This window comes from Fischerella sp. JS2 (genome assembly GCF_032393985.1).
In the GTDB taxonomy this organism is placed as follows: Bacteria; Cyanobacteriota; Cyanobacteriia; order Cyanobacteriales; family Nostocaceae; genus Fischerella.
The window spans coordinates 6230044-6256782 of the sequence record NZ_CP135918.1; the positions used below are offsets into that span (position 1 = coordinate 6230044).

Consider the following 26739-nt stretch of genomic DNA (forward strand, 5'->3'; position numbering starts at 1 on the left):
TCATAATTCATTACTTGCCAAAGCTTGATTAATATGACTGAGCAAATTTTCCATTGATATTGAGCGAGGCAAAACTTGGGTTGCGATCGCACCCACAGCATTTTCTAAGGACTGTTCCTGAGCAAGATCAGGATTTAATTGTTGATCTAGCACCAAAACGGGTGGCAATTTTACAGGTAACTCTCCTAGTACTTTCAGGGCTGAGTATACTTCTTTTTTCAACCTAGATTCTTCTAAACAAATTAGCAACAAATCAACACTTTCGTGGCGGAGTTGTTGGAGCAATTCTTCCCAAGACCGACCTATCGTCGCTTTCAGTCCGGCTGTATGCAAATACTGAATTAATGCTTGGAACCACTCGGAACCACGAGAGATAGTCAGAGGTTTAAAGCCTTGCTGGGGAAAATCTGTGGCTTGAAAGTCTTTTTCCGTTTTCCTACTAGAGTGCTTGCGTTTGGCATCTGGCAAATCTGGCAGTGCTGCCAATTCTACTACTAAGATACTGGGAGGACAAGAAATACCAACTGCGATTTGCAACACTGATAATAAAGCATCTATTTTTTTATTATTATCGCTGTTGTTTGTGGGCGATCGCATTAAACAAGGAAACACGGACAAACCAGCTATTTGAGAAGCTATCTGTGTGGTTTTCACATCACAAGTAACCAACGGTAGAGTTGCCAAGCGAGGAAACTTACTTAGTTTTTGTAGATAAGCTGCTGCTGCTGGTACTTCTGCATCTAATAAAACCACATCAAACTGCCAGACTCTCGCTAGCAATTCTGCCTGTTCAATATCATCTACTTCGATGATCCGATGTTGTAGTAGTAGGGGATATAAATCAAGAGTGTCTCTTTCAGGATGAACTAATCTGAGAATTCGCAGTGGGGTATGAAGTAGAGTTGCTTTAGCTTCTTTGTTGTGCTGCTTTTTTTGGGAAATTGTATACAAACTTTCTAATAGCGGTGCTAAAAATTGAGGTTCCACAGGTAAACTCAAAAAACCATCAGCACGATTAGCAAATGCTTGTTCTTTCTCAGCTGCCGTTGCTGTCACAATTACAGGAATGTGACGAGTTGTAGCATCAGATTTGAGTAAAGTTAGCACATCCCAACCGGAAAGCAGAGGTAATAAGGGATTAAGAAATACAGCTTTGGGTTGCAAACGACGGGCTTTTTCTACAGCTTCACATCCTGAACGCGCAATTACTACTCGATAACCCAAACCTGTGAGTTGTTCGGTTAAATCTTCAATATACCGGGCAACTGCTTCTACAACCAATACTAGTTGTTGAGAAGAACTAGAGTGATGGACTGTGGATGTCTGTCTTCGCCTCTGTTGTTCCCGCAAGCTTGGGGTGAGGTTGTAGTGAGGTGGTGGGGTGGTGGGGTGGGGTGAAATCTTTCTTCCCATCTCCCATTTTCCCATCGTCTTGCTTCCCATCTCCTCGTCTGGTAATCTTCCCACTTCTTTCGGAGGACTCGGCGGTAATAACAAAGTAAACTGACTGCCTTTACCTTCACCAGATAAAAAGCTAACATCACCACCGTGGAGACGAGCAAGGGCCCTAGTTAAGACTAACCCCAGTCCTGTACCTTCAAACTGGCGGGTCAGGGGATGTTCTAATTGTTGGAATTTTTGAAATATCAGATACTGTTGATGTTCAGGGATACCGATACCTGTGTCCCATACAGTAAATGTAATCCAACCTTCCCAGCGACTGACTCGCAGCCCGATTTCTCCTCCTGTTTCGGTGAATTTGAAGGCATTGGATAGCAGGTGTACTAGCATTTGCCGCAGGCGAAACTCATCTGCGACAATTTCTTCTAAACCTGGTTCTATAAAAAGACTGAATTTGTGTTCTTCTCCACCAGTTTCAGGATGAGAAGAGACGATGGTTTTGCGACTTTGGGCATGGATAGCTTTTGCCTCACCGACAGCGCGATCGCACACTGTACGAATATTAACAATTGCTAACATCAGTTCCATTTGCCCGGTTTCCATACGGGTCAAATCCAAAATGTTATTGACCACACTCATCAAATGCCGTCCACTTTGATGAATTAGTCCAGCATAACGGGCTTGCCGCTCGTTGAGTTCTCCTAATTGTTGATCTACTAACAACCGCGATAATCCCAAAACCGCAGTTAGAGGAGTTTTTAACTCATGACTAATACAGGCTAAAAATTCATCTTTTAACCGATTTAGTTGCATCAAATCAGCATTTTTTGCTGCTAGTTCTTTACAAAGCTGCTGCTGTTCGGTGACATCTGTGGCTAACATTAACCACAAGTCGGGGTTAACAGCTGTGTCTGAATCGGGATTTTTAACTTTTAGTTCTGGACTGTCTAAAGGAATTTTGGCAAATTGCCAGACTCTTTCTTGACCATTTTGTACTTCTACAACGCAGGTACAAGTTCCATGTTGGCTATCTAAAAAGCAGCGATTGACCTTAGAAGATAATTGTGTCGGTTGTTCTAATGATGTAGGTAATTCTAAATACTGGCTTGTAGCTGTTGGTAGCAGTACTTCACTGCTAGTTGACATATCGTCTCGAATTAGAGTTTTCGCGGCTACGGGCTGAGCTTGATAATGATGGGTCTGATTAGTAGTGCTGTTATCAACTGACCTTTTGTGAGTATTATCTTCTAGGCTTTTGAGAGTTGCGGGAGTCAGCATTGCTTCTACTTGCTGTCTAACTCCTTCTGGATCTTTTAAAACTCCTAATTGCTGCCACCATGCTGGGTTTTGAGTTACAACCTTGCCTGTGTTAGTTTGCAGCATTAAAGGCCAGGGTAGTCTCTCTAAGAGTTGAATTAAAGGATGATTCGGCAATGGTGAAGATCCGAGCGTTGCCTGTTTTTCTTCCTTGGTAGGCTTAGCAACCACGGGTGTTTTGCGGCGACGGGTTTTGGCTTTGTTGGTAGTATTTTCGATTTGTGGTTGAATTTGTGTTCTTTGCCGAGCCACAAATTGCAGTAACCGTAAACTATCTATTAACCCTAAAAATTTACCTTCAGAGTCAATTAATGCCCAATCTCGGTTATTATTATTTTTGATCTGTTGCGATCGCAACAAATAACTAAATTCCTCAACACCCCAGTCTGAGGGCAAATTTTGTATTGGTTGTATCAAACTTGCTCCCCAGCTTGTCAATGTTTGTTCTAAATCAAAAGACCCTGCTTTATTACTATTTGCTTGATTTGCTGCCAAAATTTCTGGTAGCAAATGGGCAGAGTAAATCACCCCGACAGGGTTTTGCTGCTCATTCAAAACTACCAAGCGATCGCACTGCTCTGTCTCAAAACTTTCCAACACAACCTTGAGAGTTGCTGTTTTTGAGCAGATGGGCACAGTACTGATAAATTCGTAGAGCGGGTACTTTAACATTGACATAAGCTTTCGAGTATAATTCTCTCGGTGCGGAAACATCTAACATCACCAAGTAGCTAACCTGGTGCTGTTTGCGCTCCCAGCCATATCCTCACTTTGCCATTCGCGGTTATTAGGCGATTCAGGTTACAAGTGGGTTGAAAAACTCACCCTTACACCTGCTTCTCAAAGAGCTTTGGAAACCAGAAATTCAACCTTCCAAGTGTTTACGTGAGCGATGGCGTTTAACTTTGCTCTTTTTCGGTTTGATACTAACCTAGCCTACTAATCAGTAAGCTTAAGTACATTTACAGGGGTCGTAATCCGAGTTTTGTTTCTTCGTAGTTCCCTAAACCTGAGAGAAAGGCAGCTATGCAGTAGGCAGAAGAAAAGAAAGTTTTTTCATTCGTTCTGGTTTATGCAGTTGCAAGATGGCTATTTAGTTCTTTGTGTTAGGAAAAGGTAAATCATAAAATTTTTTCCTAGACGCTTGACTTTTTGCCTACCAACAAAGGAATTTGGGGAACTGTGTGTGCAGCGTGGAAAGAAATAATACAAAAGCTTCTGGCATTAGTGTTATTTCTTTTAGCCTAGCTACCGACCCCATATCTCCACTTTTGCTGCTAAGCAGTTTGTATGAGCGATAACCACTGCTCAGAATTTAGCCTCCTGTTGCCAGTTGTGCTGCTGGTGTTAAAAAGCCTCTTTAGATAGCAACAACTAAAACAATTATGGCTCCAAAGATTCGCTAATAAACCTTTAGGAATTATAATGATTTAGAACGCGACAAACATTTAACTTAGTTTAAGTATCTTATCTAAGGAGTAAAACTAGAGAATCTGTATTTGGTTAGAGATGAAGGACAAGGGCAAAAGCCAGTCGATTTAGCATGAGACTAAATCTGTGTCAATTTTATATCTGCTGCGTCTATAAATAGAAATGTTTAATCGCAAGCATTAATGACTTAACATTTCCTCTGCACTAATCCCCTCCTCAAAATACAGTTCAACTGCTTGCTTGAAATAGCATTTGTAACAGTTGTTAATAAGACTGTACAATTTGTTAAGAACCAAACTTTAGGTAACTTTACAAAATAACCATGCAGCTGATGCGACTGTAAGATTGTTCGCTAAATTACCAATCATCCTTATTTACTGTTCTTAATTCGGTAAGTTTAGGAGGTGTATATATAGGAAACTGATTATGCTGTTTATTGCTCGGAATTTTCTTGAATCAGATGCTAGTAACGCTATGAGGAAAGTTAAACATTAGATCAAGGTAAAAAACATATCTATAATCTATATTTTTGAACTAGAAATTTAGTTGTAAGGTCAATTTATGCTTTAATCCACCAGAAAAATTTGGGTAAAACAACTCAAATAAACTATAACTCACTATTATTTAAGTGAAAATATGCAACACTAGTGACCAATGATTCCTCAATGGTACAAGCTCCTAGATTTATATGTGGAACCAATTCAAAATTTAAAATTGTTTGACTTGACAAATAAGAAAGATTGTTATTCAGCAACTACCACTAATACAATATTGAAAAATATCATCTTTGACTGAAGAAAAAAATCAAAACCCAAGCGAATATTTCACATGTGAATAGATGTCAGCAGCCAGAACAGCAGAGTTTTTTTCACCAAATGACAAAAGCCGAACAACAGGCATTTTTACAGGAACTCAAATCAGATTACCGCCAGATTCTTATAGATTACTTTACCACAGACAAAACACTGAAGGAAAAAATTGATAAATTTATCAATGCAGTATTTTGTGCTAATATTCCTGTGCCGCAAATTATAGAAATTCATATGGAACTAATTGATGAATTTTCCAAACAGCTAAAATTAGAAGGACGGAGCGACGAAACGTTACTAGACTATCGCTTGACCTTGATTGATATCCTTGCTCACTTGTGTGAACTTTATCGGCGATCGCTTCCGAAGTAAATTCAGATTGATCAAGACTTGCAGATGGTTGACATAAAAGAGTTGAAGCGCACACTCGACCAGTATCGCTACACAGAATTAAAAGTAAAAAATTTAAACAACCAAGTTTGGTGTGTTTCTAACGAAGTTTGGGGTGAGATCTCGATCTCCGTCGCGTTGTACTAGTATAGGGAAGCAGAAGGCACGAAGCCTAAATTAAGTCAAAGTTAAGCTTTTTGTCTTTAAGCCGTAGGTTTGCCGTCGTGAGCAGCTAGCACCGAAAGCTGCTGTCTTTACTTTATTATCCCTAACTCTAGCTTTATGAAGAAAATAAAAAAGACTTATGTTCTCAAGTTGTACGTAGCAGGGAATACTGCCAATTCAGTCATGGCACTAAGAACACTTAAAAACATATTAGAACAAGAATTTAAAGGAGTTTATACTCTCAAAGTCATAGACGTACTCAAAAATCCACAATTGGCAGAAGAAGATAAAATATTAGCCACACCAACATTATCTAAAATATTGCCTCCACCAGTTCGGAAAATTATTGGTGATTTATCAGACAGAGAAAGAGTATTGATTGGTTTAGACTTACTTTATGAAGAGTTAACAGAAGACGAACAATTCCAAGCAGAATAGATTATATAAATAGATAAAACTAAGTCTCAACATTTATTAATATAATAACTGGGTTGAATTCCCATTTGTTAAGTATAAAAAAGATGAGAGAAAAAGACCAACAAGAGAAAAACAATGCACCTCTATTTGGTGGTGTAGAAAAAATTCGTACGATGATAGAGGGGTTTGACGACATTAGTCATGGTGGATTACCTGTAGGTAGAACTACTCTGGTCAGTGGTACCTCTGGAACTGGCAAAACTTTATTTTCTCTCCAGTTTCTTTTCAACGGTATTAGCTATTTTGAAGAACCAGGGGTGTTCGTCACTTTTGAAGAATCGCCCTATGACATCATAAAAAACGCGTATATTTTTGGTTGGGATTTGCAAGGTCTAATCAACGATGGGAAATTATTTATCTTGGATGCTTCTCCTGACCCAGAAGGACAAGATATTGTTGGTAACTTTGACCTCTCAGCCTTAATCGAACGTTTGCAATATGCCATTCGCAAATATAAAGCTAAAAGAGTAGCGATCGACTCCATCACAGCCGTATTTCAGCAATACGAGGCTATTGGAGTAGTACGACGCGAAATTTTCCGTTTGGTAGCCCGACTCAAACAACTTAATGTTACAACTATCATCACCACAGAACGTACCGAGGAGTATGGCCCAGTTGCTTGTTTTGGGGTAGAAGAATTTGTTTCCGACAACGTAGTAATTGTCCGCAACGTCTTGGAAGGGGAGCGTCGTCGTCGTACCGCCGAAATTTTGAAATTGCGTGGCACAACACACATGAAAGGCGAATATCCTTTCACAATTACAAATGAAGGAGTCAATATTTTCCCACTTGGGGCAATGCGCTTAACTCAAAGGTCTTCCAACATACGTGTATCTTCTGGAGTTAAAACCTTAGATGATATGTGTGGTGGTGGTTTCTTTAAAGATTCAATCATTTTGACAACAGGAGCTACAGGAACAGGTAAGACATTATTAGTCAGTAAATTTTTGCAAAATGGCTGCCAAAACGGCGAACGGGCAATACTATTTGCCTACGAAGAATCGCGCGCTCAACTCTCACGTAACGCCTCATCTTGGGGGATAGAGTTTGAGGATTTAGAACGTCAAGGATTGCTGAAAATAATTTGTACCTATCCGGAATCAACTGGCTTAGAAGACCACTTACAAATTATTAAGTCAGAAATTGCTGATTTTAAACCTTCTCGAATTGCCATTGATTCGCTCTCGGCGTTAGCACGAGGTGTGAGTAATAATGCATTCCGACAATTTGTAATTGGTGTCACGGGTTACGCCAAACAAGAAGAAATCACAGGCTTTTTTACTAATACAACCGATCAATTTATGGGTTCGCATTCGATTACCGACTCCCATATCTCCACAATTACTGACACCATTTTGATGTTGCAGTATGTAGAAATTCGTGGAGAAATGGCACGGGCAATCAATGTATTTAAAATGCGCGGCTCTTGGCACGACAAGGGTATTCGCGAATACAATATCACAGCAGATGGCCCGGAAATTAAAGATTCTTTCCGCAATTATGAAAGAATTGTCAGCGGAGCGCCGACTCGCGTTAGTATCGATGAAAAAGCTGAACTGTCTCGCATTGTCAAGAGTTTTCAAGACAAAGACAGCAGTGATGCTTCCAGTTAGCCTCGTGTTATATTCTGTGTGAAAAAACGGTATGAAGCCGCCTTATTTTTGTGTGAGGGGATGCGGTGAAAGGACAGATTATATTCTATAGTTTCTTACCTGGTGTAACAGCAGCAGTATTAACCACTCAACCAACTTGGGCGCAGCAGGTTGTTAACCCCAGTATTTCTACTCCTGTAGAGGGTGGAGATTTAGTAGCAGAAAATACTAGTTTTGCAACTAGTTTGCCAACCACAATCAAATCAGTAGAACCAGGGGAACCGAAGACAATTAACATGCAACGGTTTGGAACTCAAGATGTTGGCAAAATAGCTACTAAAACAGTTGGTGTACCAATAGGAGAAATTTCTTTTCAGGGTGTACCAAGTGTTTTCAGCTTAGCAGCAACTCCATACCAAACCCAGCCAATAGATAGCAATCAACTTGCCTCTGCGATCTTTGATGCGAACTTGCAGCCGGAAATTATGCAAATCGCTCCCTTTGAACATGGCACTCAGCACGGGTGGCAAAGTCCTACTGAGATTGAAGCTGGATCAGAGAAAAACTCTGTGCAGCAGACCACATCATCGTCTCAAGTCAGACAAAAGCTGCGGGAAGTCATGATTAGCAGAAACTCTACTCTGGAAACATTGCCAATAGAGGTAGGTGATGCGATCGCGACTCAGCAATCACCTAAATCTTCAGTCACACCAGTACCATTAAAACAAAATCCCGATGTCCAAGCCTCAGCTTATTTAAAAAATGTCGCTAGAGGTTCAGGTTCTGCAAAGCTATTGGAAATCGAGAATTGCTCACCAGATACGATCAGTTGTTCTCCACAAACTTTCCCTCCACAACTAGTATCGCAAGCAGTTTCTCCGGCTCCTACAGCACCAACCATCAACAACCAACAACCAAAAACTCCCCAAGTTCCTGTTGTTTCACCTATTTCTCAGCCAACAACTCCTCCACCTAATTACCTCAACCCTGACAAAAGCAACCCCTTGCTCTTTCCTACCAGACCAGATGAAGTCAGACAAAGGGGAACCCAGCCAATTACCTTAGAACAAGCTGTAGAACTAGCACAGCGCAACAATACCCAACTACAAATAGCTTTATTGGAATTAGAAAGAGCTAGAGCCGCTTTACGAGAGGCTCAAGCAGCTTTATTTCCCACTGTTGACTTGAGTGCTGGTATTACCCGCAGCCAATCTGCTCAAAGCCAACTCTCCTCAGAAGTACGACAACGGCAAGAAGAGGGTTTACCACCAGAACTTCGTAGTCAATCCACCGGTGATGAACCGAGCACATCCTTCAGTGGTCAGGCACAACTTATTTATAATATTTATACATCAGGCAGACGCTCAGCCAACATCGGCGCTGCTGAGGAGCAGTTACGCTTTCAAGAATTGGATGTTGCCCGTCAATCTGAAGAAATTCGCCTCAACGTTGCCCAAAATTACTACAATCTCCAAGAAGCAGATGAAAATGTCCGCATTAGACAATCGGCTGTGAGAAACGCTGAGGTGACTTTGCGCGATGCTCAAGCTCTAGAAAGGGCGGGTGTGGGTACTCAATTCGACGTACTGCGAGCGCAGGTAACTTTAGCAAATGCTCAACAACAACTGAGTCAGGCATTGTCTCAACAAAGAATCGCCCGCAGTCAGTTAGCCACTACATTAAACATTCCAGATGCACTGAGTGTCAATGCCGCAGACCCTGTAAGATTGGCGGGTCTTTGGAATTTACCACTGGAAGATACTATTGTACTAGCCTATCAAAATCGCCCGGAACTGCAACAACAGTTAGCACAACGCAATATTAGCGAACAGCAAAGACGTTTAGCACTGGCAGATTTGGGCCCACAAATCAGCTTAGTTGCTAGTTATAACCTATTAGATCAGTTTGATGATAATATTAGCGTTACCGATGGTTATTCCTTAGGAGTGCAAGCCAGTCTCAATTTATTTGATGGGGGAGCAGCCAGAGCCAGAGCGGATCAGCAAAGAGCTAATATTAGGATTGCTGAAACTCAGTTTAACGATACACGCAATCAAATCCGCTTCCAGGTAGAGCAAGCCTATTCCGAATTAAGAGCCAATTTAGACCGAGTCAACACCGCTAATATTGCTTTAGAACAAGCCAGAGAATCTTTGCGCTTGGCGCGTTTGCGATTCCAAGCAGGTGTGGGAACTCAAACAGATGTAATTGCTGCTGAGGATGATCTAACAGAAGCAGAAGGCAACGTTGTCAGCGCGATTTTGTCTTACAATCGCGCTCTGGCTAGTTTGCAAAGATCTGTAACTGCCAGAGGGTTAAGTAGGGTTGCTCAGTAGTCAAGGTTTGTTGGTTGGTTGTTGGTTGGAACAGCACCAACCACCCATCAACCATCAACACTAACCATTCAGAACCTTCTGTAAAGCCAGTAATAATTCTTTGACAGTGTAAGGTTTTGACAGAAAACCACTGATATTGGTAGTTGATGCTTCCGCTAACTTGCTGCTGGAGGCTAGTCCGCTAGTGGCAACAATTTTGACTGCTGGATTGATTTTTTGCAAAGTACGAATAGCTGTTAAACCGTCTAGAGACGGTAGCATGATATCCATGAGGACAGCACTAATTTTGTCCCGATTCTGGGCATATAATACGATCGCTTCAATACCATCACTAGCCACTAGGGTTTTGTAGTTATGAGTTTCTAGCGATGCTCTTGTAATCTCTTGAATAGCAGGTTCATCATCTACTACTAAAATCAATTCTCCTTTACCTGCTAGCGGTTCTAAGTGTGGTGTTGACTCTATTTCTATTCCCTGTGCTGCTGGCAAGTAAACCTTAAATTGAGTACCATGCCCTACTTCACTATAGACATTGACAAAACCACCGTGGCTTTTGACAATACCAATAACTGTAGAAAGTCCTAAACCAGTACCTTTGCCTAATTCTTTGGTAGTGAAGAATGGTTCAAAAATTCTCTCGACGATTTCTCTGGGAATACCAACACCAGCGTCTGCTACAGTAATCACAGTGTAAGGGCCGACTTTGGCTTCCAAGTTCATACGAGCATAGTTTTCATCAATCAAGAGATTGTCTGCTGAAATCGTCAAACTCCCACCATCTGGCATAGCATCACGAGCGTTGACACACAGATTCATCAGCACTTGATGTAGTTGTGTGCTGTCTCCATAAACTGTCCACAAATCTAGCGCTACATCTATACACACTTCAATAGATCTGGGGAAAGTTTGTTTGACAATCTTGACAACTTCTCGGATTAAGTGCTTGACTTGCAAAGTCATACGCTTGCCTTCCACACCTCGGGCAAAAGACAAAACTTGCTTGACTAAATCAGCACCACGTCTAGCACTATCTTCGAGTATTTCTAGCAGATGTTCATGTCCAGAATCAATCTCAGGGAATTTCAGTGGTAATAGTTGAGATACAGCCAGAATCGGTGTGAGAATATTGTTGAGGTCGTGGGCAATGCCACTGGCTAAAGTACCGATACTTTCTAGACGTTGGGCGCGAAATAATTGCGTTTCTAGCTGTTTTTTCTCAGTAATGTCTGTATCAACAGTGAGAATAGATTTTGGTGTACCGTCTTCTTGACAAACTAAACTCCAACGACTAGAAACTAAAACCTTCTTACCACTTTTGGTAATTCTAGGTAGTTCCCCTTGCCACTTACCTTGATTAATCACTGTCAAAAGTGCTATTTCTAGTTCCTCTGCGGGTTCATCATCATATAAAAGTTCCACAACTTTTTTGCCGTAAGCTTCCTGTATTTGCCAGCCGTAAAGATTTTCTGCGCCTTTGTTCCAAAAAATAACGCGATTGTCTAAATCTCGGACAAAAATTGCATCTGTAGTGACATCCAACAGTGCAGCTTGTTCGCGGATTTTTTCTTCAGCAAGTTTGCGATCGCTAATGTCAATACTGGCACATGTCACCCCTACTACTTCTTGCGCTTCATTTCGCAATGGTTCTACTGTCAAATCAAAATATCGTATTCCCTGTGCAGTAGTTATTGATACTTCTTTTCTTATTCCTATTCCCGTTGACAGGACACATTGTTTAATATCAAAAAGTAGTTGGGCATCAGCAGCAGCAATCAGATCTAAATCTTGTTTGCCTAAAATTTCTTCGTTAATAAAACCCGCAGAAGTATTGTAAACCCAGGTATAACGTAACTCTTTATCTTGGTTGAAAACAACAATGGGAGAGTTTTTGAGCGCGACTCGAAATCTTTCCTCACTTTGACGCAATGCTTCTTCAATTCTTTGTCTTTCGATAGCGTAGCGCATACAGCGCACTAACAAATCACCACTCACCTGTCCTTTAACCAGATAATCCTGCGCTCCCTCCTGCATAGCTCGCAGAGCCAAATTTTCATCATCTAAACCAGTCAGCACAATGATCGGAATAGCTGGTGCTTGGTGGTGTAAAGTAATAAAAGTTTCCAAACCCTGACTATCTGGCAAAGAAAGATCTAGTAAAATTACATCAAAGCTCTCTTGGTTGAGCAATTTCAGTGTCTGGTCTAATCGCTCAACAGGTATTAATTGAAACTGTGCAGTAGTGACATCCCACAAGAATTCTTGTAATAGACGGACATCACCGGGATTGTCTTCTACCAACAAAACTTTGATTGGTTGTTCTGGCATTCTTAGTCATTTGTCATTGGTTGTTTGTTGATTGTTAGTTGTTGGTGGTTAGTGGTTAGTGGTTAGTGGTGAGTAGTTAGTGGTTGGTTGTTATTTGTTTAATACTTACTCCACCCTACGGGAAGCCACTTGCGTGTCTACACACCTCTCACACTCCTCACACCTATCTCCCCATCACCCCACCTCCCCCTACTCCGGCGGCAACTTGACAATGGTAAACCAGAAGTTTTCTATAGATTGTACAATTTTGACAAATTGGTCGAAGTCAACTGGCTTGGTAATATAGCAATTGGCAGAGAGATTATAGACTTTAAGAATGTCTTCTTCTGCTTGAGAAGTTGTTAGCACAACTACAGGAATTCGCTTCAGTTTTTCATCTGCTTTAATTTCTGCTAGTACTTCTCTGCCATCTTTTTTCGGTAAATTTAAATCTAGTAAAACAATATCTGGGTGGGGAACATTGGCATATTTGCCTTCTCTACGTAGAAACGTGATCGCTTCTACCCCATCTTCAACTATATTTAAGTTTACAGAGATTTTGCTGTCTTCTAAGGCAATTTTGGTCAACTCTACATCACCGGGATTGTCTTCTATTAACAAAATCTCAATAGGCATAACATCTATTAAAGTATTTACATTCACGATGCTCCACCTATCCTATCTGGAATTGTAAAGTAAAAGGTGCTGCCTTGACCTAGCTGTGATTCAACCCAGATACGTCCACCGTGGCGTTCCACAATTTTTTTACAAATTGCCAAACCGATACCAGTACCAGGATACTTGCCACGCGTGTGCAAACGTTGAAAGATGATAAAAATGCGATCGCAGTACTGAGCTTCGATACCAATTCCATTATCACGCACCCAGAAGAGCCATTCATTTTCTGTAGGGGAATAGGGAGACTGGGAAGACTGAACAGACAAGGGAGAAAAATTGCTTCCTTGTCGTCCCTCATGTCCTCCTTGTCCCTTCGCTACGCCAATATGAATCTGTGGCGGCTGTTCACTGCGGAATTTGATGGCATTACTAATCAGGTTCTGGAATACTTGTACCAGTTGGGTACTATCGGCGATGAGTTGGGGTAGAGGTTTGTCGTGGGTAATAACTGCATGGGTTTCGGCAATAGCAACTTTGAGATTGGCAAGCGCCTGTTGCAAAACAGTATGACAATCAACCACGCCAAAAGGCTGTCCACGGGTGCTGACACGAGAGAAACTCAACAAATCATTAATTAAGGTTTGCATCCGTCTAGCACCGTCGACGGCGTAGGTAATAAATTCATCAGCTTTGCTGTCAAGTTTGCTTTTATACTTTTTCTCTAAAAGTTGCAAATAACTTGTTACCATTCGCAATGGTTCTTGTAAATCATGGGAAGCAACATAGGCAAACTGTTCTAATTCCGCGTTGGAACGAGCTAATTCTTCACGTCGGTGTCTTTCTTGTTCCAATAATTGCGCTTTGGCTAAGGCAATACCAATCTGAGTTGCCAGCTGTTGTAATAGTTCGATTTCCCAACTACTCCAATTTCTAGGACGGATACATTGCTGAGCAATTAGTAAGCCCCAAAGTGTATCTCTGACTATAATTGGTACAAGTATGTGACCTTTAACACCTATATTTTCTAGAAATTCTCGGTGGCAAGGATGGATACTTTCTGTTTTGACATCAGGGATGATATTAATCCTGCCTTGGCGATAAGCTTCTTGGTAATTTTGCTGAAAACACGGATCAAAAAGTTTTCTCCCTAAAATCGAGCTACAACTATTGATTAGTGCTTCTTGCACCACTGTTCCGGAACCATCATTCCACAATCGAAAGATAATGACTCGGTCAGTGTGTAATAGTTTTTGGATTTCTGTAACAGTGGTTTGCAGAATTTCTTCTGTTTGTAGAGGTTGGCGAATTTTCAGGGCAATTTCAGCTAAAAGTTGCGATCGCTGATGTTGTTGTTTTAATTCTTCTTCTGTGCGTTTACGTTCCGAGATATCACTGAGTACTCCTACCATCCGCAGCGAACGACCATTGTGATCTCGAATGACTTTACCTCTGATTAAAAACCAGTTGTAGCTACCATCCACGCGACGCAATCGCAATTCTATTTGGTAAGGCTGGTTGAGTTCTAGATGTTGGTAGAGTAACTCAGCAAATTGCTCTCGATCTTCGGGGTGTACTAATTGATAAAGCGATTCATAGAAGTGTCTTTTGTCTGTGTTTGCTAAACCCAAGAATTCATAGAATCGCTTTGACCAAAAGCATGTGTTGTGGATAATATCCCAATCCCAAATTGCATCATTAGTCGCATCGATCACCAACTGTAATCGTTCTTCACTTTGGCGCAAGGCTTCTTCTGCTTGCTTACGTTCGGTGATGTCCAAGGTGACACCAATCATCCGCATCGGTGTACCATCAGTTTCATAGATGCCACGCCCCCGCGCTAATATCCAATGGACACTGCGATCTGGCCAAATACATCGGTACTCTGCTTCATAATCAATTTGCTGTTCTAGAGATTGCTTGACAGAATCTCGCACATAGTCGCGATCATCTGGGTGGATACAGTCAAACAGCATTTTATAGGAAAAATCTATTTTGGGGGTTAAACCAAAGTTGGCTTTGCACTGATTAGATGTAAACAACTCCCCAGTTTTTAAATCCACTTGCCAAGAACCTAGTTTCCCAGCTTGTAATGCCAGCTTGAGGCGTTGTTCATTTTCCCGTAGTGCTGCTTCTACATGTTGGCAATCCCTTATTATTGTGTTGGTAAATTGCTTGTGCAGTAAAAGCATTGCTTGCTGGGCCAAAATTTCCAAAGCCTTTACCTGTTCGGTGTTAAGTTGTCGGGGTTGACGATCCATCACGCATAGGGTGGCGATCGCATATCCTTCCGGTGTCACCAAGGGTATACCAGCATAAAATCTCACATGGTAAGGCGCTGTTGTAATTGGGTTTTCTGCCCATACTTGATCTGCCAAGCTATCAGAAACAAGGAAAACATTTCTTTGCTGAATGCAGATAGGACACATCCCGACATCGTATGGTAGTTCAGTGATTTCCCAACCTACTTTTGCTTTGATCCACTGCCGATTCTCATCAACAAAATTGATACAGGCGATCGGCGTACCACAAATAAGGACTGCTAACTGCACAAGATGATCAAAAGCAGTTTCGCTGACAGTATCAAGTGTTTGGTAGTGATGCAGGGCTGCTAATCTTGCCCTTTCCTGAATATTTGGTAGAGCTTTCATGAATATGGGTGAAGCAAATTATTATTCCAGCTTCAGAATCGTAAAACCCAAAATTAGTAAATATCTTGACTACTTAATATTTGCAAATTAAATGCACTATAAATTTATTAATTTTTAAAATAGTAAATTTTTTCTGTAAAACTCATTTTTCACAGGAGTTTTTTAAGATTTTTGGTCTCTGCCCAGGTAGGATTGTAAGGATAATTCCAATCAGGGAAGAACTATAGTAGTGTTCATGCATGAGCCAGGGTTTTTGTGCTAATCACGCATTATGTAAAGCCCATAATTTGTGAGAACTGAAAGTTTTAGAGGAAATTGAACAACTTAAGTTCGCAAGAGTATTTAGCGCAGTTTACTTGCGAGCGAACTAATTGCTTAGTTTGATAATACTTATCAAACTCATGTTAACAATGTGTAAAAAAAATTATCTTCTACCTACTATACATTAACTTGTCTCCAAGTATACAAATGTATTTATCAAAAGAAAAATAGCTGATTTATTGGCTTGTGTATGGATTTTGCCAAATTTGGCTTGTAGATAAATAAGCTACTCCTCCACAAAGGAATCCGATGTCGAATTTTGAACTCGTTTTGAAGCTACTGCTGCAATTAACAGTCATTTTAGCTACTTGTCGCATCGTCACTATTCTGGGAAAGCGCTTTCTAGGACAAACAGATGTAGTATGCGAAATGATTGCAGGTGTAATGTTAGGGCCATCACTATTTGGGGTGATCGCACCTGAATTACAGCAATGGCTGTTTCCTAATGCACCACTGATACTAGCAACCGGAGAGAAGATTCCCAACCCTTCAATGTCAATTCTCTTTGCTGTTAGTCAAATTGGGCTAGTGCTATATATGTTCCTGATTGGTGTAGAATTCAACACTGATCTGATTAAGCAACGTATCAAAAGTGCAGGTTTAGTTTCTGGGGCAGGCATACTTGTACCCTTTGGCTTAGGTGCAATAGCAGCTTTCTTTTTATACGGTCAACCTGAACTTTTTAAAGAAGGGGTGACACCTTGGGCAGCAGCCTTATATTTAGGCGCTTCTATGTCTATCACCGCTTTTCCGATGTTAGCGCGGATGTTGTATGAACGTGGTATCGCTAAAACCCGCTTTGGGACATTAGCACTGGCAGCAGGTTCAATTGATGATGCGACCGCATGGTGCTTGTTAGCCATTGTACTGGCAAGTTTGCAAGCTAATGCGAGTATTGCAGCTTTTGCCATTGGTGGTGGTTTAGCTTATGTATTACTTACTATTTTTATTGGGCGACCTACACTGAAAATATTCACCCGGATGACAAGGCGTGATGGTGGCTTGACGATCCAAACCTTGATCTTAGTGTTGATAGTTTTGATGTTTTGTGCTTGGTTAACAGATGCAATCAAGCTATATGCAGTTTTTGGTGCGTTTATATTGGGTACAGCAATGCCAAGAGGTGAATTTGCCGAACAACTTCGCGATCGCTTAGAATATTTGACCACTGCGTTTTTATTACCTATCTTCTTTGTGTTTTCTGGATTAAACACTCAAATTGGATTGGTAAATACACCATATTTATGGCTAATTACAAGTTTAATTGTGGCGATCGCTATTTTTGGTAAAGGGATTGCCTGTATGCTTGCAGCTAAGTTGGCAGGGGAAACTTGGCGTGAGTCTGCAACAATCGGCGCTTTGATGAATGCGCGTGGTCTAATGGAGTTAATTATTCTCAATATTGGTTTAGAACAAGGTATTATTACTCCAACTTTATTTACTATCATGGTCATTATGGCGATCATTACTACCTTGATGGCATCACCATTAGTCAACATGTTGTTGCAAGGTACAGTATACGAACAATCGTCACCTCAACAAGTACCAAATGTATAACTAAATATTGTTGTTTGTTGGTTGTTGTTTGTTGTTTGGCAGAATTAACAAACAATTACTAACAAACAACACTTTCACGTTTCTTTGTAAAAAGAAATATATTCCTTCTGCTGTCTGCCCTCTGCCTTTCGTTGTAATAACAATTAACATCAAAACTGAATAATCATTGCAGTTGTGTGATCTATAAAGGTTGACATCTTCAAGCGATTTAAAGAATCATCTAAGGGACACCGGATAGTAGCTTGTGAGGAAACTATGCACACAGTAGTTCTCGTTTTAATTGAGGTGCTGATTGTAATTGGACTGTCTCGGCTAGTAGGATTGGCATTCCGGTGGATTAACCAACCATTAGTAATCGGAGAGATTGTCGGAGGAATTATGCTCGGCCCTTCTCTATTTGGTTTGGTTGCTCCAGGGCTATCAGCTACCTTGTTTCCTCCTGAAACAGTTCCTTTTTTAAATGTTCTGTCTCAGGTCGGCTTAATATTTTTCATGTTTCTCATCGGGCTGGAGTTAAATCCCAAATATCTCAGTGGTAATTTGGAAATCGCGGTTTTGACCTCACATGTCAGTATTTTAGTACCGTTTTCCTTAGGAACCCTGTTAGCGTTACTCCTTTATCCATTGATTTCTAACGCTAGTGTTTCTTTTACCGCCTTTGCCTTATTTTTAGGAGCAGCAATGTCAATTACTGCTTTTCCGGTACTGGCGCGGATTATTACAGAAAATAACCTCCAAGGAACACGCTTGGGAACACTGGCATTGACTTGTGCTGCTGTAGATGATGTGACGGCCTGGTGCGTGTTAGCAGTAGCGATCGCAGTAGCACGCACAGGTAGCATTGCTAGTGCTTTTCCTACGATCATTGAAAGCTTGATTTATATAGGCGTAATGGTGACATTAGGGCGAAATTTTCTCTCTCGCCTTGCTACCTACTATCGCCGTACTGGACGCCTCAATCAATTAGTTTTAGCGTTAATTTATGCTGGAGTAGTTGCTTCCGCACTGATTACCGAATTAATTGGCATTCACTTGATATTTGGGGCATTTTTACTAGGGACAATTATGCCTAAGAATGCGGGTTTGGTCAGAGAATTAGCGCTGAAAACAGAAGATTTTGTCTTGATTTTTCTCTTGCCAGTGTTTTTTGCCTACAGTGGTTTGAGGACGCAAATTGGTCTGCTCAACAGTCCGGAGTTATGGTTATTATGTGTACTGGTGTTAATAGTTGCGATCGCAGGTAAATATCTAGGTACATATGTAGCAGCTAGAGTTAGCGGCATTAACAAGCGAGAAGCTTCCGCACTTGGTTGGTTAATGAACACTCGTGGTTTAACCGAGCTAATAGTACTCAATATTGGTTTAGAGTTGGGAGTAATTTCACCTTTGCTCTTTACCATGTTGGTGATCATGGCCTTAGTGACTACATTTATGACCTCACCACTATTAGAGTGGACTTACCCGAAAAAACTCATCAAGTTAAATGTAGTAGAATCAGAACCAGAAAGCGAAACAGTTATTGGTGGTGAAATTCCTGGTCGTCCTTACAGAGTTTTAGTACCAGTAGCAAACCCAGATACCCAAAAAGGTTTAGTACAATTAGCAGTAGCGATCGCAGTTAATTACCAACAACCTGCTGTTGTTAATCCCCTCAGCCTCATTGAATTACAAGAAGACTATGCCTATGAGAGTACACCAGTTGAGGCAAATAGGTTAATTAAAGAGCGACGTCAACTCTTAGATGAATTGATTCAACGTTTAGAACCACCAGCAGCGCGTTCTTATGTTCATCCGATAGTTCGTGTCTCCAATAATGTTGCACGAGAAACTATACAGATAGCTACACTCGAACAAGCTGATTTAGTAATTGTCGGATGGCATCGTCCAGCTTTTAGTAATAATCGCTTGGGTGGGCGAGTTGGTCAAATTCTCACAACTGCGACCGTTGATGTTGCAGTATTTATTGATCGAGGTGAAGAACGCTTAGAAAGTTTGTTAGTACCCTATTCTGGTAATATCCATGATGATTTGGCACTCATCCTGGCTTTGAGACTACTGGTAAATCGTGACACTTGCTATTTGCAAGTGTTACAGGTGCTATCAGCTCATCAGGTCAAAGACGAATTAAGTTATGAACTGCAAACTTTAATGGAACAATTGCCTTCTAGTGTGAGCGATCGCGTTACCATCAACACAATCTCAGTCGCAGAACCTATCCAAGCCGTAGTTACAGCCTCCCAAGGCGTTGACCTCACAATTGTAGGCGCAAGCCGTACCTGGGGGATAGAACGCCAAACATTGGGAAGATACACAGATGAACTCGCGATCAAGTGTCGTTCTTCGCTACTCATTACCCGTCGTTACAGTAAAGTTATTTCTCATCTCACCTCTGTCCTTGCTGAGGTTAAGTCAGAAGTTACAACTTAGAAATAATGAATAGACCTCTTACAAAAATAAAAAGAACCCCTTCCCAACCCTAAATGAAACGGGGAGGGAGTTAAGTTTTCTTCCCCCCGCTTTGGGGGGATTGAGGGGAGATAATTCGACTTTTGCAAGAAGTCTAATAATGAATGATAAATTATGAAGCTTTTCATAATTCATAATTCATAACTTATACCAATTTGAAAAAAGAATGCGACAGATGGTAAAAATAGACAGAAGTAGCATTCAGGGTATGTGATGGTAGGGGTAACACAGATCGAGATAGTTGATAGTGTCGAGGAACTAGAGAAGTTGCTCAGACATCAAAAACAGTCTCGGAGCAAAGAACGTATACAAGCCCTATATCTGATTAAAGGGCAAGAAATGAGTGTAAGTGAGATTGCTAAAATCTTGGGAAAACATCGAGCTACAGTACATCGATGGTTGGCAGATTATCGAGAAGGAGGAATTGAGGCGGTTGTTGAATTTGGAACGAGTTCAGGTCGAAAAAGAGCAATACCAGATTGGGCTGTATCGAGTTTGAAAAAACAACTCGAACAACCAGAAGGTGGGTTTCAACGGTACACACAAATACAACATTGGTTAGAAAAAACCTTGGGTGTGCAAGCTGAGTACGCAACTGTACATCATCTGGCACGTTACAGGCTCAAAGCCAAGCTGAAAGTCCCACGTCCGCGTAACCGAAAACAGGACGAAGAAAAACTAGAGTCTTTTAAAAAAAACTCGGTGATGACTTGCAATTAATTGCTCAATACAGTGCCATTATCTTGCCCCAGTACGAAAATATTCGTTATTTTGTACAAGATGAGAGTCGATTTGGACTCAAAACCATTGAAGGACGTAAAATTACTCTTCCCGGAGTTAAGCCTATTGGTGATTGGCAGTGGCAATTTAAAGCGTTCTGGCTATATGGAGCAGTTGAACCACTTACTGGGGAAAGTTTATTTTGGCAGTTTTCTCATGTTGATACCGAATGCTACCAACAATTTTTGAACGAGTTCGCTGCCTGTTATCCCAAATCACTTAACATTCTCCAAGTTGATAACGGCTTATTTCATAAAGCTAAACGTTTACAAATTCCAGAGAATATTGTTCTTTTGTTCCAGCCTGCTCATTCTCCTGAACTGAATCCCATAGAGCGCGTTTGGGAATATCTCAAGCAAGACTTGAAATGGGAGCTATTTGATCACCTGGAGCATCTGCAAACCAAGGTTGCTCAACTCCTAGCTCTCCTCACTCCTCAAATTGCTGCTTCTTTGACTGGTTATGACTTCATCCTCAATGCCTTATCTGTCGCAAACATTTTTTGAATTGGTATTACCCCACATTATTATTTGTATGAAACATTTTAATTTTAAATCCCTATCTTTTTATGGTGTAATGATATGTTCAGTCTTACTATTGTTTAAAATCGTAACAAATTATGGAGAAAATAAATTAAATGCCCCTCTCCCTCTAAAGAAAAGCTATCGTTTGATATTTGGAGAAAAATTGCCTGACTGTAATCAACCAGACAAAATAATCTTGAATATTAATCAATCAGGAGTTTACTTAAATGGATTTTTAGTACCCACAAATATTAATTCTCAACAAACATCTATTGAAGAACAACACCCTACTCTCAGTGGTAAGTACAAAAACAAAAATATTACTCTATCAGGACAAGTTCCTAACTCTGTCCTTTGCAGTAATGGTAATTCAGAAAATCAAAAGGGTTATAAAACAGTCAATCTACAAATGCAAGCAGAAAAGCAAGATAATTTAAGCGGTCAAATGACAGTAATTGGTATGAACAAATTAATTAAATTTAGTGCAATACCAGAACAAGAACAAAACTCTTCAATCAAATCAAATCATCATTAAAATTTTACTAAGAAGAAGGCAATCCTTATGAAACAAATTTCACCACTAAGCATGAAAAAACCTCACCCCCCTTCCCCTCTCCTTGATAAGGAGAGGGGTGTCCTCTCTTGACGGGGTGAGATTACTTTTAAGGCAGAAGGTAGAAGGAATAAAATATTTTAAACTGTAGTCACCCTCACTATAGTATTTCTTTAAATTTTTGGGATAAAACAATGAAAGCAAAATTCAAAAACAAGGTGTTATTTAAAATTAGCTTATTTAGCTTATATACAGCATTTGCTCTTGAAGCTGGTATCAGTAATGCTGTACCAGTATCAAAATTAGAAGATTGGCGTTTTGACCCAGAAGCATTACAGCTAGAAATTACTCTATCTGCACCCTCACAACCACACTACTTCTTTCTCTCGCAACCTTCTCGCATTGTTGTAGATTTACCAAGTACTAAATTGGGTTATGTTTCCACTCAACAAAATTTCTCTGGGGCGATCAAAAGCATTCGTGTCTCGCAATTAAATGCAGATGTAACTCGTATTGTTATGGACTTGATGCCAGGTACTTTTATAAACCCTAACCAGGTACAACTACAACCTATTTCTCCTCAAAATCCTACACATTGGGTTCTACGTCCTGTTACGGTTGGTAACAATACAGATTCAACACCCACAAACATTTTTCCCTCATATCAACAGACACCAAATCCAGGTTTATACAACCCACCTCCACCTTCTCAAAATCAGCCTTTCCCTGCTACAACATACTACAATCAACAATCACCAGCCACAACTTACTACAATCAACAACCAACAATCAACAATCAACAATCAACAATTAATAATCAACAATTACCAACCACAATCAACAACCAACAACCTTTGGTCACTGTACCCCCCCTACTTCCTAATAACCCTTCTCAACCGCCAAATTCTACTCTTCCTCCGGCTATTTTTCCTAACCAAAACCAATCTAGTAATCTCAACAGTATGCCTTTTTTCCCCACACCAAACTTACCAAATTACCCACTCCCAAACTCCTCTAATAATCAACATAGCAATCCCAATTCAGAAGCAATTGAGTTTGGTCAACCTCTACCTATTAATAATGACAAATAACTAAAACCTGTCTGTTTCTATAGGTGGTGCAACTGCTCCTGGTTCGGTAACAAAGAAGTTTTTCGCTGCTTCATTTTGGTAAATACAACTAATATCAGGTTTTTCACCCAAATCACCTGTATAGCCAAAGGTATTTAGACGGTTTTTACAATCTCGAACCTGTTCGTTTGTTACCAGTTTACGCTGTTCTAAAATTGCCCAGTTATTGGTACGTAGAACGCATCCAGGACGCATACTCGGTTGAGAAACATAAACATTAAAGGGGTTGAGTGTCACAAATAGCCTAGTATCCATGACCATAGCACTGGCTCCATACTGCACACACAACTCAGGGTTTGGTGCTTTAGTATCAATGAATTCACGGGAAGCCACGTTACTTGGGGTAAATGTCGCTGTAGAACTAAAAGCGATACCAATTCCTATACCCAAAACAAACACCCCTCCCAATATCGCTATGGTGGTGAAATTAAACAATGGGGATTGGAAAAGAGAGGGTTTAGGAGGTGTAGTGGTTCTACCAACAGATTTACGTCTCATTTTCGCTTTATTCTCTTTACATTTTGGACGGTCGGGAGTGGCTTGAGTTCCTCTCCTTATATATATCAGTATGCCGATTCTTGCCTATAGTTGTCTGTAACTTTAGTTTTTTGGTCAATAGTTTAGTAGTTAGTGGGTAGAGACGCGAGGAACATCGCGTCTGTACATTAGTAGTTAGTGGTGAGTCAGCGACTCTTACGCAGGGGGTCCCTCCCCCAACCCCAAAGGGGACCCCGAGCCCCCAAGACCGCGTTGCTTCACCACCGCACTGGTTCCTTTATGCCGGGGAAAGAGTCCACCGCACTGCCTCGTCTACACACTCCTCACACTCCCCATCTCCTCACCCCCCATCACGCCACATTTGCTACTTCTGGCGGAAGAATATCAACAAATGTTAAATAATTAATTAAGAATATCTTTATACATGACAGCAAGAAAGTGATTTACCAGCGATCGCTATTTTCACATAAGGGCTTTAAAACTTCGCAATTTCAAACTCTTTTGGCAGATATTCTCACTATCTTTTGGGGAGATTGGTTAGAGTTACGTGTCAGAATTGCCCAAGTAGCCGCATCAGGGTTAATATCTCCACTGATATATATTTTGGCATTTGGTTTGGGTTTGGGAAGTTCTATCCGGTCAGGTTCAGGAATTAGCGGTAGCTATGGTAACTACCTAGAATTTATTTTGCCGGGTATGGTGGCTTTGTCTTCAATGACAATTAGTTTTGGTGGAACAACATTTTCTATTTGTGGAGACAGACTGTTTACCAAAAACTTTGAGGAATTGTTACTAGTTCCCGTACATCCCCTAGCGTTGCACATAGGTAAAATGCTAGCGGGAGTTGTGCGAGGATTGATGACTTCTAGTTCTGTAATTTTGGTTGCTTTACTGTTTACTGGAAATTGGAGGTTTCTTCATCCTCTGTTTTTGTTGTTACTAATACTTAATTGTGCCGTTTTTGCAGGGTTGGGTGTAATTGTGGGTTTGACGGTGCGATCACTTGAAGCAGTAGGACTCTACAATAACTTTATTATTATTCCTATGTCTTTCTTAGGGGCGACATTTTTTGATCCAGCTACATTACCAGGAATTCTCAAAGTTGTAGTTTACCTCTTGCCCCTTACTTACGCCAGTATCGGACTACGTGCAGCTGCTTATTTACCCTTGTCACAGTTTCCTTGGTATAGTGTGCCAATTTTACTAGTCATCGCGATCGCTCTTTCTTTGTGGGGTGCTAATTTATTTTCTCGTCAACAGGATTAAATAGTTGATGGTTGGTTGTTGCTTAAAACTATCAACCACTAACACTGAACAACTCACAACTAATAACTAATACTTAATCTTTGCATTACTTCAAATAAAATTTAAGCATTTACTAGAGCGCTACTGCTGGAAAATTTAGTAGAATTTGCCAAATATTTTGATCAAAAAATGGTGTGAGCAAGCAAATCCAAGTAGCGATCGCCTTTTCTGTTGTATCTAACTTATTGCCTTTCAAAGCTTTAGCAGGGGATTACGATCAACTTTTTATTTTTGGTGACAGTTTATCTGACAATGGCAACTTGTATCGAATTACAGGAGGTACAATTCCCCTCAGTCCACCTTACTTTCAAGGACGATTTTCTAATGGACCAGTTTGGGTGGAAGTACTGGGTTCTTACTTAAATATTGATGCCAATGAAACTACTAACTACGCTGTTGGTGGTTCCACATCTGGAAATACTAACGTCCTGAGTGAATCACTAATAATATCCCTGCCATCTTTGTCATCTCAAATCAATAATTTTGCTTCTGCACCAGTAACACCTAATTCAAATGCCCTATTTATTTTATGGGCTGGTGCTAATGATTACCTAATTCAGCCAATAGAAAAAAGAGCAACAAATACACAAGTAGTAGTTAATAATCTCTCTCAGGCAATCACTACACTGATTAATAAAGGCGCGCGTAATATTATTGTGCCTAACCTACCAGATTTAGGCAAAACTCCGCAAGAGCGATCGCTAGAGACAGCCGACAGCACCACTGCTGCAATTAAAAGTCACAATTCTAACTTAAATTCTGCCCTGCAAGAAATAGCCAAAAACCGTAACGTTAATATTATTCCTCTCGATATTCATGCTTTATTTAACGAAGTTATTGACCAGCCTGATCGATATGGTTTAACAAATATAAATGACCCTTGCTTTAATCAACAAGCAGGTACAATTTGTCCTAATCCTGATGAGTTTTTATTTTGGGATAACGTTCATCCTACAGATCGCGGACACCAGTTTATTGCAGAATACACCGAAGCTGTATTGGATGCTCCAGTTGCGATCGTCCCACAAGCAGAAATTGCTTTGCATCTAGCCCAAAGACAAGTGCAGCTAATCGATGATCGTTTGTCAGCGCTGCAAAATACTTCACAAACGCAATCAAAAGAAAAATGGGGTGTATTTGTTAATGGCGATGTAAATTTTGGTAGTCAAGATGATAGTGAACATCATCCAGATTATGACTATAAAACAGGTGGTGCTACTGTAGGCGTTGATTATAGCGTCACCGATAAACTGGCTGTGGGAGTAGCATTAGGTGTTGTGAACAATAAAACTGAGTTGCATCAAAATCAAGGTGACATCGAAATTGATGGCTATGCTGTTTCAGTCTATAGCAACTATGTCCAGAACAACTTCTACAGCAATGCTGTAATCAGCTATGGTAATAATGACTTTGATATCCAACGTCAAATTGATTTTGATCACCGCACAGCTACAGCTAAAACTGATGGAACACAGTTTTCCATAAACCTAAACAGTGGTTACATTGCTAGATCGGGTAATATTTCCTATGGTCCTATCTTGGGTTTGAAATACGATCGCATCAACATTCATGGCTACGCCGAAACAGGTGCAGGTAGTCTAAATATAAAAGTAGATGATCAACAAGCAGAATCATTTATTGTGAGTGTAGGCACGCAAGCTGCTGTGGAATTGAAAACCAGTTTTGGTTCAGTCATACCAAATATCCACGCAAGTTACGAATATCAATTTGCACCAACACACCGCACCATTACTACACAACTTGTGACTCAACCAGGTATACCCATGCGTACCCAAACCAGCGAACCTGATCGTGATTATTTTAAATTGAGTGCGGGAACACAGATACTGTTTTCTCAAAATTTTGCAGGTGCAATCAACTACGAAATGATGATCGGGAGAGAAGATGTTAGCAACAATGTAATTAAGGGAGAAATTCGCTATCAATTTTAGATTAAGATTTGATATGAATTAAAGCGGTGGCAAAAAGTTATTTAGAATAAACGAACACCGATGCACACCGATAAACACAGATGAATAATTCAATCTTCCACAATTTAAACTTAGTGAAGTCTAAAAAATAAATTATCCAAATACAATTTATTCTCCCTTGTCTTC

General features: G+C 40.5%; 17 protein-coding genes. 12 read left to right on the forward strand and 5 right to left on the reverse strand.

The window, feature by feature from the left end:
* Complete coding sequence (locus RS893_RS26720; RefSeq protein WP_315788626.1) at window positions 1-3390, reverse strand: ATP-binding response regulator; 3390 nt, start codon at window positions 3388-3390, stop codon at window positions 1-3.
* A gap of 1589 nt (window positions 3391-4979) precedes the next feature.
* Here RS893_RS26720 and RS893_RS26725 point away from each other — a divergent pair.
* The 4 genes from RS893_RS26725 to RS893_RS26740 all read left to right on the forward strand — a co-directional run bounded on the left by RS893_RS26725 (window position 4980) and on the right by RS893_RS26740 (window position 9918).
* Window positions 4980-5330: a circadian clock protein KaiA gene (locus RS893_RS26725; RefSeq protein WP_315788627.1), complete on the forward strand. Its 351-nt coding sequence runs from the start codon at window positions 4980-4982 to the stop codon at window positions 5328-5330.
* A gap of 300 nt (window positions 5331-5630) precedes the next feature.
* The gene (gene kaiB / locus RS893_RS26730) at window positions 5631-5951 is read left to right on the forward strand and encodes a circadian clock protein KaiB (protein ID WP_026086155.1); all 321 of its coding nucleotides are present in this window, start codon (window positions 5631-5633) and stop codon (window positions 5949-5951) included.
* Window positions 5952-6034: 83 nt separating this feature from the next.
* On the forward strand, window positions 6035-7603 hold the full coding sequence (kaiC, locus tag RS893_RS26735) for a circadian clock protein KaiC (RefSeq protein ID WP_315788628.1): 1569 nt from the start codon (window positions 6035-6037) through the stop codon (window positions 7601-7603).
* A gap of 65 nt (window positions 7604-7668) precedes the next feature.
* Window positions 7669-9918: a TolC family protein gene (locus RS893_RS26740; RefSeq protein WP_315788629.1), complete on the forward strand. Its 2250-nt coding sequence runs from the start codon at window positions 7669-7671 to the stop codon at window positions 9916-9918.
* A 60-nt stretch (window positions 9919-9978) separates the two neighbouring features.
* Here RS893_RS26740 and RS893_RS26745 read toward each other — a convergent pair whose 3' ends face one another.
* The 3 genes from RS893_RS26745 to RS893_RS26755 all read right to left on the reverse strand — a co-directional run bounded on the left by RS893_RS26745 (window position 9979) and on the right by RS893_RS26755 (window position 15488).
* Window positions 9979-12243 carry a hybrid sensor histidine kinase/response regulator gene (locus RS893_RS26745; protein ID WP_315788630.1) on the reverse strand — a complete coding sequence of 755 codons (2265 nt, stop codon included), beginning with the start codon at window positions 12241-12243 and terminating at the stop codon, window positions 9979-9981.
* 189 nt (window positions 12244-12432) lie between these two features.
* Window positions 12433-12858 (reverse strand): response regulator, encoded by a 426-nt coding sequence (locus RS893_RS26750; RefSeq protein ID WP_315792110.1) that lies wholly within the window; start codon window positions 12856-12858, stop codon window positions 12433-12435.
* A 23-nt stretch (window positions 12859-12881) separates the two neighbouring features.
* Window positions 12882-15488, reverse strand: coding sequence for a PAS domain-containing protein (locus RS893_RS26755; RefSeq protein WP_315788631.1), 2607 nt, complete (start codon window positions 15486-15488; stop codon window positions 12882-12884).
* A gap of 570 nt (window positions 15489-16058) precedes the next feature.
* Between RS893_RS26755 and RS893_RS26760 the strand changes: the two genes are divergently transcribed.
* The 6 genes from RS893_RS26760 to RS893_RS26785 all read left to right on the forward strand — a co-directional run bounded on the left by RS893_RS26760 (window position 16059) and on the right by RS893_RS26785 (window position 22780).
* Window positions 16059-17366 carry a cation:proton antiporter gene (locus tag RS893_RS26760; RefSeq protein WP_315788632.1) on the forward strand — a complete coding sequence of 436 codons (1308 nt, stop codon included), beginning with the start codon at window positions 16059-16061 and terminating at the stop codon, window positions 17364-17366.
* A 255-nt stretch (window positions 17367-17621) separates the two neighbouring features.
* Window positions 17622-19793 carry a cation:proton antiporter gene (locus RS893_RS26765; protein ID WP_315788633.1) on the forward strand — a complete coding sequence of 724 codons (2172 nt, stop codon included), beginning with the start codon at window positions 17622-17624 and terminating at the stop codon, window positions 19791-19793.
* 252 nt (window positions 19794-20045) lie between these two features.
* Window positions 20046-20552 carry a helix-turn-helix domain-containing protein gene (locus RS893_RS26770; RefSeq protein WP_315785251.1) on the forward strand — a complete coding sequence of 169 codons (507 nt, stop codon included), beginning with the start codon at window positions 20046-20048 and terminating at the stop codon, window positions 20550-20552.
* Window positions 20543-21118: an IS630 family transposase gene (locus tag RS893_RS26775; RefSeq protein WP_315785248.1), complete on the forward strand. Its 576-nt coding sequence runs from the start codon at window positions 20543-20545 to the stop codon at window positions 21116-21118. Before RS893_RS26770 ends, RS893_RS26775 begins: the two co-directional genes overlap by 10 nt.
* On the forward strand, window positions 21090-21671 hold the full coding sequence (locus tag RS893_RS26780) for a hypothetical protein (protein ID WP_315788634.1): 582 nt from the start codon (window positions 21090-21092) through the stop codon (window positions 21669-21671). Before RS893_RS26775 ends, RS893_RS26780 begins: the two co-directional genes overlap by 29 nt.
* Window positions 21672-21883: 212 nt before the next feature.
* Window positions 21884-22780, forward strand: coding sequence for an AMIN domain-containing protein (locus RS893_RS26785; protein ID WP_315788635.1), 897 nt, complete (start codon window positions 21884-21886; stop codon window positions 22778-22780).
* On the opposite strand, the gene RS893_RS26790 is transcribed toward RS893_RS26785, so the two are convergent.
* Complete coding sequence (locus RS893_RS26790) at window positions 22781-23317, reverse strand: DUF3172 domain-containing protein (protein WP_315788636.1); 537 nt, start codon at window positions 23315-23317, stop codon at window positions 22781-22783.
* A gap of 438 nt (window positions 23318-23755) precedes the next feature.
* On the opposite strand from RS893_RS26790, the gene RS893_RS26795 reads away from it, so the two are divergent.
* Entirely contained in the window at window positions 23756-24583 is an 828-nt protein-coding gene (locus tag RS893_RS26795; RefSeq protein ID WP_315788637.1) for an ABC transporter permease, read from the forward strand.
* Between the two features lie 173 nt (window positions 24584-24756).
* A complete protein-coding gene (locus tag RS893_RS26800) occupies window positions 24757-26574 on the forward strand; it encodes an autotransporter domain-containing protein (protein WP_315788638.1) in 1818 nt (605 codons plus the stop codon).
* Window positions 26575-26739 lie beyond the last annotated feature (165 nt).